Genomic DNA, 18,987 nt, shown 5'->3' on the forward strand with positions numbered 1-18,987 from the left:
GACGATCGCCGTCGCACCCACGACATGAACACGGCCAACTGGATCCCCGACCTGTTCATGAAGCGCGTGATAGAAGGTGGCGACTGGACCCTGTTCTCGCCCTCATCCTGCCCAGACCTGCATGACAAGTTCGGCCTGGCATTTGAAGAGGCCTATACCGCCTATGAAGCCAAGGCCGATCGGGGTGAACTCAAGCCCTTCAAGCGCATCAAGGCGGTCGACCTGTGGCGCAAGATGCTGACGATGCTGTTTGAAACCGGCCACCCCTGGATCACGTTCAAGGATCCATGCAACGTGCGCTCGCCTCAGCAGCACGTGGGGGTTGTGCACTCGTCGAACCTGTGCACCGAGATCACCCTGAACACCAATGACAGCGAGATCGCCGTCTGCAACCTCGGCTCGGTCAACCTGTCACAACATCTCAAAGACGGCGGCATCGACCACGACAAGCTGCGCAAGACGGTTCGCACGGCCATGCGCATGCTCGACAACGTGATCGACATCAACTACTACGCGGTCAAGAAGGCTCGTGATTCGAACCTGCGTCACCGCCCCGTTGGCTTGGGCCTGATGGCCTTCCAGGACGCGCTGTACCAACTGCGCGTCCCCTACGCCAGCCAGGAAGCCGTGGAGTTTGCCGACCGCTCGACCGAAGCCCTGTGCTACTACGCCTACTGGGCCTCGACCGAACTGGCCGAAGAGCGCGGCCGCTACAGCAGCTATCGTGGTTCGCTGTGGGACCGTGGCATCCTGCCCATCGACTCGGTGAAGTTGCTGGCCGAGCAGCGCGGTGGCTACGTCGAAGTCGATCAATCCGTGACGATGGACTGGGACGCTCTGCGCGCACGTGTGTCGCAATACGGCATGCGCAACTCCAACTGCGTCGCCATTGCGCCCACCGCCACCATCTCCAACATCATTGGTGTGGACGCGTCGATCGAGCCATGCTTCGGCAACCTGTCGGTCAAGTCCAACCTGTCGGGCGAGTTCACCGTGGTCAACGAGTACCTGGTGCGCGACCTGAAGAAACTGGGCCTGTGGGACGACGTGATGATCATGGATCTCAAACACTTCGACGGTTCGCTGCGTCGCATTGATCGTGTGCCCGAAGACCTCAAGAGCCTGTACGCCACTGCCTTCGAAGTCGAGCCCGTGTGGCTGGTCGAAGCCGCATCGCGTCGCCAGAAGTGGATCGACCAGGCGCAGTCGCTCAACATCTACATGGCCGGCGCATCGGGCAAGAAGCTCGATGAAACCTACAAGCTGGCGTGGATCCGTGGGCTGAAGACAACCTACTACCTGCGCACCATTGGCGCCACCCATGCCGAGAAATCCACGGTGTCGCGCGGCCAACTCAATGCGGTGTCCAACAACGTCAACACACCCGTTGAAGCGCAAGCAGAACCTGCCACCGACGTGAAGTTCTGCTCTATCGACAACCCTGACTGCGAAGCCTGCCAATAAGGCGTTTGCAGTCGATCATGCGGTGAGCCTCAAGGCTTCTCAAGCACACCTGACTGCTTGAGGCCTTGTGGCCACGCACGTCGAAAACGCCCCTCTTTTCGCACCGCTCGACCACTTTCGATGTTGGCTTGCAACAAGCAAGCGGGCTCGATGTCAAGAAGTGCTTGGTGTTTTTCACAACACCCTTCCATAATCCGAATCCATAGGATGTTCACCATGCTGGTCTGGGACGACGAATCCTCCAACGCCACCTCTAAGCCGCCTGCTTCTGTGCCCCCCTCGCTCGGCGATGCACGGAACGCTTCTGCTTCGACTGTTGCCGCACCGACACTGCAATCTGCTGTGCCTGCAGCAAGCGTGATCCCATCCGCCAATCCCCAATCCCAATCGGCTGCCAGCGTGAGCAATCGCCGCGTCAACGTGGCTGACAAGCGCATCATCAATGGTCAGACCGACGTCAACCAGTTGGTGCCCTTCAAGTACAAGTGGGCCTGGGACAAATACTTGGCCACCTGTGCCAACCACTGGATGCCGCAAGAGATCAACATGTCTCGCGACATCGCGCTGTGGAAAGACCCCAATGGTTTGAGCGAAGACGAGCGCCGCATCATCAAGCGCAACCTCGGCTTCTTCGTGACGGCAGACTCTTTGGCCGCCAACAACATCACCTTGGGCACCTACCGCCACATCACGGCGCCCGAGTGCCGCCAGTTCTTGCTGCGCCAGGCCTTTGAAGAAGCCATTCACACCCACGCCTATCAATACATCGTTGAAAGCCTGGGACTGGACGAAGGCGAGATCTTCAATGCCTATCACGAGGTGCCATCGATCCGTGCGAAGGACGAGTTCCTGATTCCGTTCATTGACGCAATCATGGACCCCAACTTCAAGACAGGTACTTTTGAAAACGATCAGGCGCTGCTGAAGTCTTTGATCGTTTTCGCCTGCTTGATGGAAGGCTTGTTCTTCTATGTGGGCTTCACGCAGATCCTGGCTCTGGGACGCCAAAACAAGATGACCGGCGCGGCCGAGCAGTACCAGTACATCCTCCGCGACGAGTCGATGCACTGCAACTTCGGCATCGACTTGATCAATCAACTGAAGCTGGAAAACCCACACCTGTGGACGTCATCCTTCAAGGCTGAGATCAAGGCGCTGTTCCACAAGGCCGTGGATCTGGAGTATGCGTACGCTGAAGACACCATGCCACGCGGCGTTCTGGGTCTGAACGCGTCGATGTTCAAGGGCTATTTGCGCTACATCGCCAATCGCCGCGCCACGCAAATCGGTCTGGAAGAGTTGTTCCCGAATGAAGAGAACCCCTTCCCTTGGATGAGTGAAATGATTGACTTGAAGAAGGAACGTAACTTCTTCGAGACCCGCGTTATCGAATACCAGTCGGGCGGCGCCCTGTCCTGGGATTGATCCGAGTATGCAAAGAGCACATCGGATCGACCAGGACATGCTGCCCCGACCCACCCCATTCATCACACCCCGCCCAGATCCTAGGGGGCTGTGGGTGATGAATCCCTGTGCTGCATGCTGCAGTGCAGTGCTCTTTGCAACTTGATCAAGGAGATACGTATGGCAACTGCAAAAAAAGCGGCAGCAAAGAAAGCCGCTCCGGCCAAAAAGGCCGCTGTGAAGAAGGCTGCTGCACCCGCCAAGAAGGCTGCTGCACCTGCCAAGAAGGCTGCTGCGCCCGCTAAGAAGGCTGCCGCTCCTGTGAAGAAGGCTGCCGCACCCGCCAAGAAGGCTGCTGCACCCAAGAAGGCTGCTGCACCCAAGAAGGCCGCTGCTCCAGCCAAGAAGGCTGCTGCGCCTGCCAAGAAGGCCGCTGCCCCCGCTAAGAAGGCTGCTGCACCTGCCAAGAAGGTTGCTGCTGCGCCTAAGAAGGCTGCTGCGCCTGCCAAGAAGGCCGCTGCTGCACCTAAGAAGGCTGCCGCGCCTGCCAAGAAGGCCGCTGCTGCACCGAAGAAGGCTGCCGCGCCTGCCAAGAAGCCTGCAGCCCCCAAGAAAGCTGCCGCGCCTGCCAAGAAGGCTGCTCCAGCCAAAAAGCCTGCAGCCCCTGCAGCCAAGACCACGCTGAGCCCACAAGCCGCATGGCCTTTCCCGACAGGCAACAAGCCCTGATTTTTCAGAGCGTGTGAACCCGTCTCAAGCCCGGCTTCGGCCGGGTTTTTTCATGGCAGCATCGCATCATGAACACCCCGACCTCCTGGTCCTGCTTGCGCACGGATGGCAAAGCACCGAATCAAAAAGTCGTGATCGACATCAGTGTGTCACCCAACGCCAAGAAGACCGAAATCGTTGGCTGGCACGATGGCGCCTTGCGTCTACGACTGGCCGCCCCACCGGTCGACGGTGCAGCCAACGATGCATTGCGCAAATGGCTCGCAACACAATTGGGGGTTCCGCAATCGCGCGTGGAACTCTTGCGTGGCGCGTCGGGGCGTCGTAAACAGTGGTCGGTGGATGCGCCGATGGACGATGTGAGCGCCTGGCTGAGCACTCAAATCGCATTGCAAAACTAAAAGTCACGCGCTGAAAACGCGCCGCCATACCCCTCATCCAAGCGCTATCAGCACCAAGGGTTACCCCGGTACATTGTCGGCAAGCGGCTGACACAAGGCTCCTGTCAGCGGCCCGCCATTTGCTGGCAAAGCAGTACGGGGCCTGGATGTACCCCATGCACCAGCCATCGTCTCCGGACTCGCAGTCCGCACAGCTTCACGAAATTCAGACCGCATTGTTCGCACTCCGAGACGGACTCATGAATCTCAAGCTATCCCTGCTGGATCTGGCCAGTGTCACCGACGAACAGGCGCGCCATCAGGCCCAGCAAGAGGTCGAAAGCCTGTTTCAACGCCTGAAGGTGTAACCCGCTCGACCCCAGGCGCCCCAACATGCCGTAAGCTACGAGGTTTGGCGCAATCTCGTCGCCACCCAATTCAAGCACTCCATGGCCCAGTACGTATTCACCATGAACCGCGTCGGGAAGATCGTTCCCCCGAAGCGCCAAATTCTCAAAGACATCACCCTGAGCTTTTTCCCGGGCGCCAAGATCGGCGTGCTGGGTGTGAACGGCTCCGGTAAGTCCACCTTCCTGAAGATCATGGCGGGTGTGGACAAGGACATCGAGGGGGATGCGGTCCCGATGCCCGGCATCAAGATCGGTTACCTGCCCCAGGAACCGGTGATGAACCCCGAGCAAACCGTGCGTGAAGCCGTGGAAGAAGGCATTGGTGGCGTGCTCGCTGCCAAAAAGCGTCTGGACGAGGTGTACGCCGCTTACGCCGAGCCCGATGCCGACTTTGACGCACTGGCCGCCGAGCAAGGCGAGCTGGAAGCCATCATCGCTGCCGCTGGCTCTGAAAACACCGACCTGCAACTGGAACTGGCCGCTGACGCCCTGCGCCTGCCAGCCTGGGATGCCATCATCGGCAACCTGTCCGGTGGTGAAAAGCGTCGCGTTGCCTTGTGTCGCCTGCTGCTGTCCAAGCCCGACATGCTGCTGCTCGACGAACCCACCAACCACTTGGATGCTGAATCCGTCGACTGGCTGGAGCAATTCCTCAGCCGCTTCTCGGGCACCGTGGTGGCCATCACCCACGATCGCTACTTCCTGGACAACGCAGCCGAGTGGATTCTGGAACTCGACCGCGGCCAAGGCATCCCCTACAAGGGCAACTACTCCGACTGGCTGGACGCCAAGGAACGCCGTCTGGAGCAAGAGCAGAAGACCGAAGACGCACGCGCCAAGGCACTGAAGCAGGAATTGGAATGGGTTCGCAAGAACGCGAAGGGTCGTCAGGCCAAGTCCAAGGCCCGTCTGGCCCGCTTCGAAGAGCTGAGCGACGTCGAATACCAAAAGCGCAACGAGACGAACGAAATCTTCATCCCCGTGGCCGATCGCCTGGGCAATGAGGTCATCGAGTTCAAGAACGTCACCAAGTCTTTCGGCGACCGTTGCCTGATCGACAACCTGTCGTTCAAGGTGCCTGCGGGCGCCATCGTCGGCATCATCGGCCCGAACGGTGCTGGTAAGTCGACCCTGTTCCGCATGATCCAAGGCGTCGAGCAGCCTGACAGCGGCGAAGTGAGCATCGGCAAGACCGCCAAGCTGGCCTTCGTCGACCAGAGCCGTGAGGGCCTGGCCGCCGACAAGACCGTGTGGGAAGACGTTTCGGGTGGCCTCGACAACATCGTCGTGGGCAAGTTCGTGATGCCCTCGCGCGCCTACATCGGCCGCTTCAACTTCAAGGGCAACGACCAGCAAAAGCTGGTGGGCAACCTGTCCGGTGGTGAACGTGGTCGCCTGCACTTGGCCAAGACGCTGGCTCAGGGCGGCAACGTGCTGATGCTGGACGAACCGTCCAACGATTTGGACGTCGAAACCCTGCGCGCGCTGGAAGACGCTCTGCTGGAATTCGCCGGCAGCGCCATGATCATCTCCCACGATCGCTGGTTCCTGGATCGCATCTGTACGCACATCCTGGCTTGCGAAGGCGACTCGCAGTGGTTCTTCTTCGACGGCAATTACCAAGAGTACGAAGCCGACAAGAAGAAGCGCCTGGGCGAAGAAGGCGCACGCCCCAAGCGCGTACGCTTCAAGCCCATCCGTTGATCCCCCCCGGATTAACCCACACAAAGGCCCGTCCCAGACGGGCCTTTTTCATTCCCTGATTCAGGTGTGTCGCGGGCTATCCCTAGTGTGATGACACCCGAAGTCAGAAAGGGTGCTGGCTAGAATTTTGTGCAGTTTTTGGCACTTGCCACACCCTTGGAGACCACTTGATGACCGCTCGGCTGACCCGCCTGCTCACCACCACCGCTCTGGCCGTTTCGGCCCTGACGATGGGCGGCTGCGCCATGATCCAATCCAATGTCGCCAACACGACCTTATCCATTCTGGAAGACGGTGTCACCCCACCCGTTCTGCAAGAACGCGACGTGGACATGGCTTGCAATTTCTCGATGGTCAACGCCCCTCTGGTCGGTGCCGCACGCAACTTCTACGGTGACCCGTCTCTGATGGAAACCGTGATGCTGTCGTCTGCCGGCGTGTGCTCAGAGAACCAGGCCATGGGCGAAGAAATGCGTTACCTGCGCGCTGCCCGTGACAAGCGTGCCGACGAAGCCCAGGATGCCCGCATTGCCCAGAAGCGCTACCTGGCCGCTGCGGCAGAACGCCAATACGGCGCCTTCCTGCGCATGAAGAACAAGATGGAGCAGAAGTACTTCATCAAGTACGGCGAATCCTGCCCCAAGTTCAAGCGTGACTTTGACGAGCTGGTCTACCTGATGGGCTCGATTGGTGGCTTGCAAGCCATTCAGAACGACATCGCCGCCCAGCAATCCGTGGGTGTGCCCACCGACGTGGCGCCCATGGTCGAGCGTGCGATGAACTGCCTGGACAACGCCAAGTGGTGGGGCGCCCCCCAAGCTGGCCGCGCCACAGTCTGGAGCATCATTCCCGGCGCCGGTGAAGGCAAGGACACCAAGGGCACCTTCGACAGCGCCATGACCATCGGCGAATACAAGGGCGTGCGTCTGGCCCACGTGATGGCTGCCATCTCCGCCCAGTCCACCGACGAAAAGGACCGCCTGCGCGAGGTGATCAAGCGCTTCGCCAACGTGAAGGACTTCAAGCAAAACACCGACTATCGTCTGATCGATGCCATTGCCGAATCGCAGATGACCAACATCTCCGATCGCATGTGGACCCACAACACCGGCAGCCGCACCCCCATCGGCAGCCTGGGCAAGTTTTGGGATGACAAGATTGGTGGCGATATTGATGCCGGCAGTTTCCTGAATTGATGCACGTCGGCGGTGATGCACACAAGGGAATTCCCTTCCCCTGTGTGTGTGCCGCCAATTCACCCCGCCGAATGTATCCAAAGATATAGTTGCAAACGACTGTTTGGATCACACGGGTGATCAGATTGGACGCTCACCACGGACGCGTCAGAGAGGGCCTGCAGTCGAGGCCCTCTGCTTTTTCAGGTACCGAGGAGACATCATGAAGTTGGGCAACAGAACAAACAAGATCGGTGCAGCCATTGCGCTGACCCTGTGTGCAACAGTCGCGCATGCCGCTCAGAAGGTCTGCGTTTACGACATCTTGGGTGCATCAGGTGATCTGTTCAACATGGCCAAGGACTATGCCGTGGCCATGCAAAAGGCAGGCGCTCAGGTTGAACTGAAGGGCTACACCGACGAGCGTGTGGCCACGGAAGACTTCCGCACCGGTCAATGCGACGCCGTGATCGCCACGGCGTTCCGTACACGCCAGTTCAATGCGGTGGCCGGTTCGGTGGACACCTTGGGTGCCACCACCATCGTGCGCGACGGCAAGATCGACATCGGTGCCAGCTACGACGTGGTGCGCAAGCTGGTGCAAACGTTTGCTGCGCCGGCCGCATCCAAGCTCATGGTGGACGGCAACTTCGAGGTGGGCGGCATGATCCCTTTGGGTGCGGCATACCCCATCGTGAATGACCGCAAGATCAACACGGTCGAAGCCCTGGCTGGCAAGAAGATCGCCGCGTTCGATCATGACAAGGCACAAGCTGTGATGATTCAACGCATCGGTGCCCAGCCGGTCTCCGCAGACATCACCAATTTCTCGACCAAGTTCAACAACGGCACAGTGGACATGATCGCTGCGCCCACGCTGGCCTACAAGCCATTGGAGTTGGCCAAGGGCATCGGCAAGAACGGCGCCATCACCCGTTTCCCGATCATGATCCTGACCTATCAGATGGTCCTCAACAAGGCCAAATTCCCCGATGGGTTTGGCCTGAAGTCGCGTGAGTACTGGGCAGGCCAGTTCGATCGTGCACTGCAACTCATCAAGCAAGCTGACGCCAGCATTCCGCCAGCAACCTGGATGGAGCTGAGCGCCGAGAACTCTTACAAGTACACCCTCATGCTGCGCGAGTCTCGCATCGACATCGCGCAAAAGGGTCTGTACGACAAGCGGGGCCTGAAGGTGATCAAGAAGGTTCGATGCAACGTGAACCCCACTGATCCCGAGTGCACGACCAAGTCCGAAGAAGACTGGAAGTGATGAACGGGGAGACGCCTCCCCTTCTGTCTCGTTTCTGATTTACCAAGACTGATTTCTGATCGGCCTTGCCGATAGCTCTGCCATGCAAACTCAACCTTCGCGCCTGATCATGGGCAGGACCATCCTGGAATGGTTCTCCAGCCTGCCTGTTTTCATCCTGTTGTTGCTGACCCTGATCATCGGCACCGGCGAAATGGTCCACGGCCAACTGCTGAAGGCCGGTGAATCCCTGTTTGGTGATCCACAAGCGGGGGTGCAGTACTTCATGCTGCGCGCCGACCCAAGCAAGCCTGATTGCAACCCCAAGGTGGACATCGACGCCGAGGTGGCCAAGCAGACCGCAGGTGGCGGAACAGCTGCCGCTGGCGACGACATTGACAACCTGTTTGGCGATGCCCCACAGGCCAATGACCCGGCCGTGCTGCGCAAGTCCATCGAGCAGGCACAAGCCATCTGCCAAGCCAAGCACGACCTGTATCAGAAGGTCCTGGAGCACCAGACCGCCAAGGTCAAGGCTTACCGCACACTGGAAACCAGCTTCTTTGGTCTGTTTCAGCTGGGCACCGAAAACCGCTCGCTGATCCTGTTGCTGATGGTGTCGATTGCGGCCATCACCACCACGCTGGGCTTCCACCACATCGGCATCCGCCCTGGTCATTACACGCGTGATTACTGGGCGCAGTCGCTCACGCAAGCCATGGCCAGCGGCTTGCTGCTGTTCTCGTCGGTGCGCTACTACCAGATCCTGCAGGAGTCAGGCGTCCCTCTGGAGCACCCGGTCATCCATTACGTCTGGATGGCACTGTTTGCCACCCTGCTGCTGATCAACCTCAAGCGCGTGGTGATGCCCGTGAAGTCGCCGCACGGTGAGGGCACGATCTCGACTGCCTTGTGGTCTGTGCCGCTGTATGCGCAAATGGCCATCGTGTCCGGTGTGTACTTCCTCATCAACGGTCACCACGCCGGTCTGGCCATCTATGTGAACCAGTTGATGGAGTTGCCCAGCATCTTCATGAACCTGGGTCTGTTCATCTGGGCAGGCATGCTGCTCAAGCAAAGCCGCATCGTGGACCTGTTCATGAACGTGCTGCGTCCGTGGAACCTGTCACCGCAACTGCTGACCTACATCATTCTGATTGGCGCCTCGGTGGCCACGGCGTACACCGGCGCCTCGGGGATTTTCGTGATCGCCGCGGGCGGCATCATCTACCACGAGGTGCGCGCTTCGGGTGGGTCGCGTCAGTTCGCGCTGGCCGCGACGGCCATGTCGGGCTCGCTCGGCGTGGTGCTGCGTCCTTGCCTGCTGGTGGTGTTCATCGCTGCGCTGAACAAGCAAGTGACCACCAGTGGCCTGTACCACTGGGGCTTCTACGTCTTCTTGCTGACGTCCACGCTGTTCTTCATCGCTTCGCAGTTGCTGCGCACCCAGCGCGCCAACATCGAGTCGTTCGGCATCGCCGTGCCCGCCATGCTGCGCCAGATCGTGCCGCTGGTGCCTTACCTGATCCTGGTCGTCGCCGTGGTGGCGATCTATGAGGTGGCGCTGGACACCAAGCTGAACGAAATCACAGCCCCTACTATCATGCCGGTGATGCTGATCATCATCCTGGTGTTCGACAAGCTGACCAACAAGGGCAAGGCCGAACTGACGCCCGACTACGCCAGCCACCGTCAGGAAGGCGTTGAAAAGTCGATCCGTTACGCCACCAACGAAACCATTGGCCACATCGGTGCCCTGCTGAGCCTGATGACCTTGTCGCTGGCCATGGGTGGCGTGATCGAACGCTCCGAAGTCATGAACCATTTCCCCAAGGTCTTCGAGAACCATTGGACGGCCATGGCCTTCCTGGTGGTGACCAAGGTGGTGCTGGGCATGATCATGGATCCGTTCGGCGCGGTGGTGTTGGTGTCGGGCACCTTGGCGCCCATCGCCTATGCCAACAACATCGACCCGCTGCACTTCTGGATGATGGTGCTGGTGGCGTTCGAACTGGGTTACCTGTTGCCACCCGTGGCCATCAACCAGTTGCTGACCCGCCAGGTGATTGGCGAGGAAGAGGTCAACGAGGCGGACGAAGAGGTGCGTCACATGGGCTTCTACCGTCGATATGAGCGCTGGATCTTGCCGTTGGCTGTGATGACCGTCGGGCTGGTGGTCGTGTCCTTTGGCCCGTTGGCCGTGGCTGACTTCCCTGCCCTGGCATTCCTGAAGGATTGGCTGCCGCATCCGATCGCTCAGTAAGCGCTTTCGCCCCCTCGCAAACCCGACTGAATGCATCGCATCAGTCGGGTTTTTGCTTGACGGGAACCCATGCAGACAGATGGTAAGGTTCTGCTCATGATTCGACACGAAGTTCTTGCCCGCCCGACCCTGCGTTGGATTGCCTTGGCCTGTTCTCTGGCAGCACTGGAGGGCTGCAGCTCAATGTCTGCGCAGCAGCAGCAAGCTGCAGCCATGGCGGCGCATCAGCAGGCGATGGCCGCCGCAGCCACAGCCGCCGGCATCGCCACGTTACCGGCGTTTGAACTGATCACACGCGGTGCCGAACGACAAGACGGCCTGCTGCCCATCTGGCGCAAGCAGGACAAGATCTGGCTGGAGCTGAACCCCAAGACCACGCTGGAGCGCCCCTTCTTCCTGTCGCCCAAGCTGGCATCCGGCATTGGCGAGGCGGGGGTGTATGGCGGCTTGATGCAAAGCCGTTGGGCGCCGGTGGGTCGCCCGCAGTGGGTGACGTTCCACAAGTCGCAGCAGCAGATCCAGCTGTTGGCCATCAATGCGGCCTACACCGCACAGACCGATACCCCGCAAGCCAAGGCCGTGCAGGCTGCGTTTTCACCCAGCTTGCTGTCCAGCGCGCCCATCAGCAGTGCACCTCATCCGCAAACCGGTGCCGTGCTCGTCGAGATCAGTCCTCTGCTCTTGGGTGACCTGCTGGGCATTGGTGCCCAACTGCAGCGCGTCTATCGTCAAGGCTACGGTCTGGACGTCCGCAATTCAGCCATTCATCAGGCACATGTGAGTGCGGACTCGGCCGTATTTGAAGTCAGTCAGCATTTCGCCACATCGGCCATCAGCCTGCCCGGCGCGGGCGGTCAGCCCCCCGGCACGCCAGCCCCCAGCACGCCCAGCACCCTGCCGGATGCTCGCAGCATGTTCGTGAACGTGCATTACACGCTCACGCCCTTGCCCGACAAGCCCATGAAGACGCGTGAAGCCGATGCCCGCGTGGGGTACTTCACCACCACCATCACCGACTTCACCGATGATCTGGCCCGTACGCCGCGCCAACGCTTCATCAACCGCTGGCGTCTGGAAAAGAAAGACCCCAAGGCGGCGCAATCCGACCCCGTCAAACCCATTGTCTTCTGGCTGGACCCCAGCATTCCCGAGGCGTATCGCCCCACCATCACAGAAGGCATCCTGGAGTGGAACAAGGCCTTTGCCGCGATTGGCTACACCCATGCCATCGAGGTCAAGACGCCCCCGGCAGACAAGCCATTTGACACACTGAAAACCGGTCACGCCGCCATTCGCTGGATGACCAATGCCCAGCCGAGTTTTGGTGCCATTGGCCCCACGCATGTGGACCCTCGCACCGGAGAGATCCTGGACGCCAACATCGCGCTGGAAAGCCTGTCGTCCCGGGCCATTCGGGCGGTACGCGATCAAATGCTGAACCCGGTCAAGTCAGAAGGCCTGGCCACACACGCAGAACACGAGCACCATACTGACCACGTCGATGAATCGTGCCAGCACGGTCAATACGCTGCCGAGCAGTTGGGGCTCGCGCTGGATGTGCTGGAAGCCCAGGGTGTACTCGAGCCCGACAGCCCGCAGGTCAAGGAATTCGTGCTGGCCTATCTGAAAGACACCACCATGCATGAGGTGGGTCACACGCTGGGGCTGCGTCACAACTTCCGTGCGTCACGCTGGCATTCGCCCGAAGAGCTGCGTCACCCCCTGTTGACCAAAGAAAAGGGCAACAGTGCCTCGGTGATGGAGTACGCGCCCATCAACCTGCCTGCGCCGGGTGAATCGGCCGGCGCGCCCTTTCAGACCACGCTGGGTCCATATGACTACTGGGCCATCGAGTACGGCTACAGCGACTTGCCGGACGATCGCGCCAAAGCGGCGGAGACGCTGCAGACCATTGCACAACGCAGCAGCGATCCCAAATGGGCGGACGCGCTGGCTTTCGGCACCGACGAAGACAATGCGCTGGGACTGGACCCACAGTCCGTCACGTTTGACTTGGGCAACGACCCGATTGCCTTCGCGCGCACCCGCGTGGCGATTGTGCGAGACCTGATCGAGCGCCAGTCTCACCGGCAACTGACCGCCAAGGACGACCCCACCCTGCTGCGTCGCAGCGTGAGCTATGCCTTGCGGGACCTGGCCCGCAACGGTCAGCTGTTGATGCGCCAGATTGGCGGTTTGATCACCCGTCGCGATGGCCCTGCCAGTGGCCGTGACCTGCTGGAACCCGTCGATCAGGCCGTGCAGCGCGCCGCCTTGCAGATGCTGCTGAGGGACTTTGTGTCGGTGGATGCCGTCCACATCCCGGCCTCGCTGCAACGCAAACTCGCCCCGGATTATCTGGAGCGGTCTGATGCCGACGGCCCTGGCCTGGGCGCCACCGATTTCTCGGTGGCCGAACAACTGCTGGCCATGCAGCGCGGCATCCTCAACTACCTGATGAGCGATGACGTGGCCGAGCGCCTGCTCGACAACGCAGACAAGTTGCAAGACCGCAAGGTTCGCCCGCTGACGGTCGCCGAAATGGCCCAACAGGTGAGCGATGCGGTGTGGGCTCGCCCTTCACGCACCGCGGACAGCGCCAGCTGGCAGCGCAACCTCCAGCGTGAACACGTGAATCGCCTGGCGCTGGCGGTGGTGCGCCCCGCCGGTGACCGCGCCGACACCCGCGCCGTGATGCGGCAGCAAGCGCAGCAGTTGCTGAAGCGACTGCGTAGCATGGGGGCCTCGGCCGACGCCACCGAGCAGGCCCACCGCCAGGACTGCATCGACACGCTGACACAGGCCTTGCAAGCGACCATGGTGCGATCGGGTCTGTGACCCTGATCCGACGTGCGCGCCCTCTCTTGGGGGCCGCACGCGCCAGACAGCACCTGGGGCGTGGACAATAGCGGCTCTTCGTCACGTCACGCCCATGGATCTCTCTGCCCTGTTCTCAGCCACCGGACCGCTTGCCCGGGCTTTCGACGGCTACTGCGAACGGCAGGAGCAGATCGAAATGTCACAAGCCATCCAGAAGGCCATTCGCGAAGCCAGCACGGTCGTGCTGGAAGCCGGCACGGGTGTCGGCAAGACAGCGGCGTACTTGGTGCCGTCCCTGATGGAGGGGGGCAAAGTCATCATCTCCACCGGCACCAAGGCGCTGCAAGACCAGCTGTTTCACCGCGACCTGCCCGCCGTGCGCGAGGCCTTGGGTGTGCCCGTCAAGGTGGCCCTGCTCAAAGGTCGCAGCAACTACCTGTGCTGGCATCATCTGGACCGCACCAATCAAGATGCCACGCTGCTGGGCAGCCGCCAGGAAGTGCGTGATCTGGGCCTGATCAACAGCTTCATCCACCGCAGCCCCACCGGCGACAAAGCGGAATGCCCGACAGTGCCCGAGCACGCCACCATCTGGGCCCGCGTCACCTCCACCCGCGAAAACTGCCTGGGCAGTGACTGCCCGCGCTACAGCGAGTGCTTTGTGGTCAAGGCCCGCCGCGAGGCGCAGGATGCCGACGTGGTCGTGGTGAACCACCACCTGTTCTTTGCTGACCTGATGTTGCGCGAAGAAGGGGTGCCCGAGTTGCTGCCCAACGCGCAGACCATCATCTTCGACGAAGCCCACCAACTACCAGATACCGCCACGCTGTTCTTTGGCGACTCGGTGTCCACCGCACAGTTTCTGGACTTCTTGCGTGATGCCTTGGCCACCGGTCAGGCACAGGCCCGAGACGGCGCCAACTGGAACGATGTGCTCGCCCCCCTGGACCGTGCGGCGCGGGATCTGCGCTTGTGCTTTGGTCAACCGTTGCAGCGCCTGTCACAAGCACAACTGGGGCTCGACCACCCACTGTGGCCTGCGCTGGACAAACTGCGCGACGCCCTCGCCCACGTGCGCGACGTGCTCGACACCCAGGCCGAGCGCGGCCCGGATCTGGCGCAACTGCACCGCCGGGCTGACGACATGATGCAGCGCGTCTGTGCCTGGGGTGCCCCCGAGCGCGCGGGCGAGCCGGAGCTGTGCTGGATCGATGTGGGCTCGCACGGGGTGCAATTGCACCGCACGCCCATCTCGGTGGCCGACGTGTTCCGTCGGCAGCGCCTCGGATTGGGCCATGCCGACATCGCCCCCGATGACGCCGATGCCGAAGACCGCGCCCTGCGCGATGCCGTGGACGAGTCGGACGAAGCCGACATGGTGGCCGCGTTTGCCAGCCACGACGCCGACGAGGAAGACGATTTGCAAGCCCTGATGGCAGGTGCCGACGCGGCCCCCACACGGTCAGGCGCGAGCGTGGCGGCCGATTCAGACGAGGCGCCTGCCGCCCCCCCGCCGCGCCGCGCATGGATCTTCACCTCGGCCACGCTGGCCGTGAAGAGCGACTTCCGCCACTTCACCGAGGCGCTGGGCTTGCAAGATGCCGAATGCCACAGCTGGGCCAGTCCTTACGACTACCCCAACCAGGCCGTGCTGTACGTGCCACACGACGTGCCGCAGCCGTCGGACCCGCGTCACACGGATGCCGTGGTGGAAGCCGCCTTGCCCCTGATTCGGGCCAATCGCGGACGGGCCTTTGTGCTGTGCACTTCGCTGCGCGCCGTCAGCAAAGCTGCCGAGAAGCTCAGGGAGTTGTTCAAAGTAGCCGGGGATCCCTTCCCGGTGCTGCAACAAGGCGATGCGCCCCGCCCCACGCTGCTGGAAGACTTCCGCCGCGCCGGCAATGCCGTGCTGGTTGGCAGTCACAGCTTTTGGGAAGGCATCGACGTCAAAGGCGACGCCTTGACGCTGGTGGTCATCGACAAGCTGCCCTTCGCCCCACCGGATGACCCGGTCCTGGCCAAGCGACTGGAATTGCTGGCGCAGGAAGGGGGCAACCCGTTCATGAGCCATCAGGTCCCGCAGGCCATCATCGCGCTCAAGCAAGGTGCCGGGCGCCTGATCCGCAGCGAAACCGATCGGGGCGTGCTGATGATCTGCGACACCCGCCTGATCGACAAGCCATATGGGCGCCGCATCTGGCAGAGCCTGCCACCCATGCGGCGCACGCGTGTGCAGCAAGAAGTCATCGACTTCCTGCTGACACTCTGAGGCCGGAAGGCCTCAGCGCAAGGACCCGATGTAGCGCTGCTTGCGGCCGGTCGGGCTGCTCGGGTCAAAGCTCGAGCCCAAAAAGCCCGATGGTTCCGCGCCCGTCAAGGTGCTGGGGCCCGCCGCACTCTGAGCGGCGGGTTTGGGCGCACGCGGCGCCGGCGGGCACAGTGCCGCTTCCAGCTTGTCGGCCAACCCCAGCAAATCGGGGTTGCTTTCAAGCCGCGCCACCCGCACCACTTCCTTGGCGTACTCCGGGCTCTTGACCATCCACTCCACGTCGGTGACACGACCGTTGACACGGCGCAGCACCACATGGAGATGCGCGGCAATCGCAAACTTTTCGCTCTCGAGCATCAAGACCTCCTGAAAGCACTGATCAATTCGGGACTTATTCGACGCGCTCGCCGTGCTGGCTCAAGTCGAGACCATCACGTTCGTCTTGCTTGCTGACACGCAAGCCCACGATGCGACCCACCACAATCAGGATGACGGTGGTCATGATGACGCTGTACGCCAACGTGACCATCACGGCCATCAGCTGGGTGTAGATCGAGCCAGACACGCCACCGATCGACGGATTGGCGAAGACCCCTGTGAGGATGGCCCCGACGATGCCGCCCACGCCGTGCACGCCGAACACGTCCAGCGAGTCATCGACTTCCAGGAGGTGCTTCAGGCCCGTAGCGCCCCAGTAGCAGGCAATGCCGGAAATGATGCCGATGACGACGGCCGCTTGAGGCCCCACAAAACCGGAGGCGGGTGTGATGGCAACCAGACCGGCCACCACACCGCTACACAGGCCCAACAGGGTGGGCGTGCCACGCACAAACCACTCGGCAGCCATCCAGCTCAAGGCCGCAGCCGCTGCCGCAATCTGGGTCACCAGGATGGCCATGCCTGCACGGCCATCCGCCGCACCCGCCGAGCCACCGTTGAAGCCCATCCAGCCCACCCACAGCAGCGATGCGCCCATCATGGTGTAGCCGAGGTTCGCGGGCATCAGGGGCTCCTGACCATAGCCCATGCGACGACCCAGCATCCATGCGCAGGCCAACCCGGCGATGCCGGCATTGATGTGCACCACGGTACCGCCAGCGAAGTCCAGCGCGCCCATGCGAGCCAGCCAACCCGTTGGCTCCCACACCCAGTGCGCCACCGGCACGTAGACCAGCATGGACCACAGGCCCATGAACCACAGCAAGGCCGAGAAGCGCATGCGCTCGGCAAAGGCCCCTGCAATCAGGGCTGGCGTGATGATGGCAAACGTCAGCTGGAACATCACGAACACCGACTCGGGCACAGTGGGTGCCAAGTGGTGCACGGAGACTTCCCCGGCCAGCTTGTCAAAGACCAGGCTCTTCAAGAAGATGCCGTCCAGGCTACCGATGTAGTCGTTGCCAGGCAGGAAGGCCAGGCTGTAGCCCGCCACAAACCACAGCAAGGTGACCAGGCCGCACACGGCCAGGGTCTGAGCCATGGTGGACAAAATGTTCTTCTTGCGCACCATGCCAGCGTAGAACAAGGCCAAACCGGGCACGCTCATGAGCAGCACCAAGACAGCCGAGACGCTGACCCATGCGGTATCCCCAGCATTGATCTGAGACATCGGCACCTTGGACGGCGCCGTCATGGGGGGCGGAGGTGCGACGGGGATCGCTGTGTCAGCGGCCGTTGAGGCAGCCGCACTGGCCATGGATGCAGGCAAGACGGCAACAGGCTCACTGGCTTCAGCGGAAGCTGCAGCAACCGCCGATGGGACGACGCTGGCAGCATCCAAAGCCGAAGACGGTGCGCTGGCAGGCTGGGCCCATGCACCGAAGTGGGTCATGGAGAGCGCCAACACCATGGCGGCGCCCAAACGCGGTAGAGAACGGTTCATCTTGTACTGCAAGGTAAGGAACAACCCTTATCGCTCTGCAAAAAGTGAACCAGCCCGAAATTCCCAATGTTTCAACAACAGTGCCTCAGACATGAGGCACATCAAATCCGCGAGCGGTTTCAGAGCTCGAGGTTGTCGATCAAGCGTGTCGTACCCAAGCGCGAAGCCGCCAGCACCACCAGGGGCTCGCCATGGCTCAGCTCGGCATCGGTGGGCAGCAACAGGTCACGCTGACGGCGCACCAGTACATAGTCCGTCTTCCAGCCGCGCTCGTTCAAGGCTGCCGAAGCCTTGGCCTCGATGCGTGCCACGGCGCCCTGATCCAGTTGCCCTGCTGAACGGGCCGCTGCCACCTGGGCCTTCACGGTGCGCAGGGTGGCAATCATCTGCGTGGCTTCGGCACGCTCGGCAGCATTCAGATAGCCATTGCGCGAAGACAGCGCCAGCCCGTCTTCCGCACGCAAAGTTTCGCCACCGTGAATCTGGATGGGCAAAGCCATCTGATTGACCATGTTGCGCAGCACCATGAGTTGCTGGTAGTCCTTCTTGCCGAAGACCGCCAGACGCGGCTGCACGATGTTGAACAGCTTGAGCACCACCGTGCACACGCCGGTGAAGAAACCGGGACGGAATGCGCCTTCCAGGATGTCGGCCAGCTCGGTGGGCGGCACCACCTTGTAGCCCTGGGGCTGTGGGTAGAGTTCAGACTCGTTGGGGGCAAACAGGATGTCGCAACCTGCCTGACGCAGCAGATCGGCGTCGCGCTCAAGCGTGCGGGGGTAGGTGTCGAAGTCTTCGTTGGGACCGAATTGCAGGCGGTTGACGAAGATGCTGGCCACCACCGGGCTACCCGAGTCTCCCACCAGCGTGCGCGCCTGTGCGATCAGGGCCAGGTGACCGTCGTGCAGATTGCCCATGGTGGGCACGAAGGCCGGTGCAGCGGGCGCCTGGGCCAGCTCGGCACGCAATTCGGCGATGGTGTGGATGATCTTCATGTCAATCTGCCAGAAAACGATGTCAGTAAGCGTGAACGGCTTCGTCAGGGAAGCTGCCGTCTTTCACGGCTGCCACATAACGGCGGATGGCGTCATCGGCCGAACCACCTTCAGCGGCAAAGTTGCGCACAAAACGCGGCAACTTGCCGCGCGTGATGTTGAGCATGTCGTGCAGCACCAGGACCTGACCGGCGGTTTGCGAGCCGGCACCAATGCCAATGGTCAGATCGGAAGAGCGTC

General features: G+C 61.4%; 15 protein-coding genes. 11 read left to right on the plus strand and 4 right to left on the minus strand.

Annotation, left to right across the window (positions count from 1 at the left end):
• The 11 genes from ACMV18_RS11565 to ACMV18_RS11615 form a co-directional block, all read left to right on the plus strand.
• Window positions 1-1,464 (plus strand): ribonucleoside-diphosphate reductase subunit alpha (locus tag ACMV18_RS11565; protein WP_420817971.1); only part of this gene is annotated, 1,464 nt, incomplete at its 5' end.
• Window positions 1,465-1,680: 216 nt separating this feature from the next.
• Complete coding sequence (locus ACMV18_RS11570) at window positions 1,681-2,889, plus strand: ribonucleotide-diphosphate reductase subunit beta (RefSeq protein WP_420817972.1); 1,209 nt, start codon at window positions 1,681-1,683, stop codon at window positions 2,887-2,889.
• A gap of 159 nt (window positions 2,890-3,048) precedes the next feature.
• Window positions 3,049-3,597 carry a histone gene (locus ACMV18_RS11575; RefSeq protein WP_420817973.1) on the plus strand — a complete coding sequence of 183 codons (549 nt, stop codon included), beginning with the start codon at window positions 3,049-3,051 and terminating at the stop codon, window positions 3,595-3,597.
• Between the two features lie 68 nt (window positions 3,598-3,665).
• On the plus strand, window positions 3,666-3,998 hold the full coding sequence (locus tag ACMV18_RS11580; protein WP_420817974.1) for a DUF167 domain-containing protein: 333 nt from the start codon (window positions 3,666-3,668) through the stop codon (window positions 3,996-3,998).
• A 155-nt stretch (window positions 3,999-4,153) separates the two neighbouring features.
• Window positions 4,154-4,345 (plus strand): hypothetical protein, encoded by a 192-nt coding sequence (locus tag ACMV18_RS11585; protein WP_420817975.1) that lies wholly within the window; start codon window positions 4,154-4,156, stop codon window positions 4,343-4,345.
• An 81-nt stretch (window positions 4,346-4,426) separates the two neighbouring features.
• The gene (gene ettA / locus ACMV18_RS11590; RefSeq protein ID WP_374258418.1) at window positions 4,427-6,091 is read left to right on the plus strand and encodes an energy-dependent translational throttle protein EttA; all 1,665 of its coding nucleotides are present in this window, start codon (window positions 4,427-4,429) and stop codon (window positions 6,089-6,091) included.
• Between the two features lie 170 nt (window positions 6,092-6,261).
• A complete protein-coding gene (locus tag ACMV18_RS11595) occupies window positions 6,262-7,287 on the plus strand; it encodes a hypothetical protein (RefSeq protein ID WP_420817976.1) in 1,026 nt (341 codons plus the stop codon).
• Between the two features lie 202 nt (window positions 7,288-7,489).
• Window positions 7,490-8,539: a putative solute-binding protein gene (locus tag ACMV18_RS11600; protein WP_420817977.1), complete on the plus strand. Its 1,050-nt coding sequence runs from the start codon at window positions 7,490-7,492 to the stop codon at window positions 8,537-8,539.
• 109 nt (window positions 8,540-8,648) lie between these two features.
• Window positions 8,649-10,781 (plus strand): TRAP transporter large permease subunit, encoded by a 2,133-nt coding sequence (locus tag ACMV18_RS11605; RefSeq protein WP_420817978.1) that lies wholly within the window; start codon window positions 8,649-8,651, stop codon window positions 10,779-10,781.
• A gap of 96 nt (window positions 10,782-10,877) precedes the next feature.
• On the plus strand, window positions 10,878-13,619 hold the full coding sequence (locus ACMV18_RS11610; protein WP_420817979.1) for a zinc-dependent metalloprotease: 2,742 nt from the start codon (window positions 10,878-10,880) through the stop codon (window positions 13,617-13,619).
• Between the two features lie 94 nt (window positions 13,620-13,713).
• Window positions 13,714-15,870, plus strand: a complete 2,157-nt coding sequence (locus ACMV18_RS11615) for an ATP-dependent DNA helicase (protein ID WP_420817980.1) — start codon at window positions 13,714-13,716, stop codon at window positions 15,868-15,870.
• A 12-nt stretch (window positions 15,871-15,882) separates the two neighbouring features.
• Here the strand turns inward: ACMV18_RS11615 and ACMV18_RS11620 are convergent, their stop codons facing one another.
• From ACMV18_RS11620 to ACMV18_RS11635, 4 genes are all read right to left on the minus strand, one after another.
• Window positions 15,883-16,227: a hypothetical protein gene (locus tag ACMV18_RS11620; protein ID WP_374258407.1), complete on the minus strand. Its 345-nt coding sequence runs from the start codon at window positions 16,225-16,227 to the stop codon at window positions 15,883-15,885.
• Window positions 16,228-16,261: 34 nt separating this feature from the next.
• Window positions 16,262-17,752 carry an ammonium transporter gene (locus ACMV18_RS11625; protein ID WP_420817981.1) on the minus strand — a complete coding sequence of 497 codons (1,491 nt, stop codon included), beginning with the start codon at window positions 17,750-17,752 and terminating at the stop codon, window positions 16,262-16,264.
• 119 nt (window positions 17,753-17,871) lie between these two features.
• Window positions 17,872-18,747, minus strand: coding sequence for a pantoate--beta-alanine ligase (gene panC / locus ACMV18_RS11630; protein WP_420817982.1), 876 nt, complete (start codon window positions 18,745-18,747; stop codon window positions 17,872-17,874).
• A gap of 22 nt (window positions 18,748-18,769) precedes the next feature.
• The coding region (locus ACMV18_RS11635) for a 3-methyl-2-oxobutanoate hydroxymethyltransferase (RefSeq protein WP_420817983.1) at window positions 18,770-18,987 on the minus strand (218 nt) is incomplete at its 5' end.

Source organism: Aquabacterium sp., from assembly GCF_048860245.1.
Classification (GTDB): Bacteria; Pseudomonadota; Gammaproteobacteria; order Burkholderiales; family Burkholderiaceae_C; genus Aquabacterium.

Coding starts and splice junctions, on each gene's coding strand:
- ACMV18_RS11595 (WP_420817976.1), top strand. CDS start 6,262: ATGACCGCTCGGCTGACCCGCCTGCTCACCACCACCGCTCTGGCCGTT.
- ACMV18_RS11570 (WP_420817972.1), top strand. CDS start 1,681: ATGCTGGTCTGGGACGACGAATCCTCCAACGCCACCTCTAAGCCGCCT.
- ACMV18_RS11605 (WP_420817978.1), top strand. CDS start 8,649: ATGGGCAGGACCATCCTGGAATGGTTCTCCAGCCTGCCTGTTTTCATC.
- ACMV18_RS11625 (WP_420817981.1), bottom strand. CDS start 17,752: ATGAACCGTTCTCTACCGCGTTTGGGCGCCGCCATGGTGTTGGCGCTC.
- ACMV18_RS11575 (WP_420817973.1), top strand. CDS start 3,049: ATGGCAACTGCAAAAAAAGCGGCAGCAAAGAAAGCCGCTCCGGCCAAA.
- ACMV18_RS11615 (WP_420817980.1), top strand. CDS start 13,714: ATGGATCTCTCTGCCCTGTTCTCAGCCACCGGACCGCTTGCCCGGGCT.
- ACMV18_RS11610 (WP_420817979.1), top strand. CDS start 10,878: ATGATTCGACACGAAGTTCTTGCCCGCCCGACCCTGCGTTGGATTGCC.
- ACMV18_RS11580 (WP_420817974.1), top strand. CDS start 3,666: ATGAACACCCCGACCTCCTGGTCCTGCTTGCGCACGGATGGCAAAGCA.
- panC (WP_420817982.1), bottom strand. CDS start 18,747: ATGAAGATCATCCACACCATCGCCGAATTGCGTGCCGAGCTGGCCCAG.
- ACMV18_RS11620 (WP_374258407.1), bottom strand. CDS start 16,227: ATGCTCGAGAGCGAAAAGTTTGCGATTGCCGCGCATCTCCATGTGGTG.
- ettA (WP_374258418.1), top strand. CDS start 4,427: ATGGCCCAGTACGTATTCACCATGAACCGCGTCGGGAAGATCGTTCCC.
- ACMV18_RS11600 (WP_420817977.1), top strand. CDS start 7,490: ATGAAGTTGGGCAACAGAACAAACAAGATCGGTGCAGCCATTGCGCTG.
- ACMV18_RS11585 (WP_420817975.1), top strand. CDS start 4,154: ATGCACCAGCCATCGTCTCCGGACTCGCAGTCCGCACAGCTTCACGAA.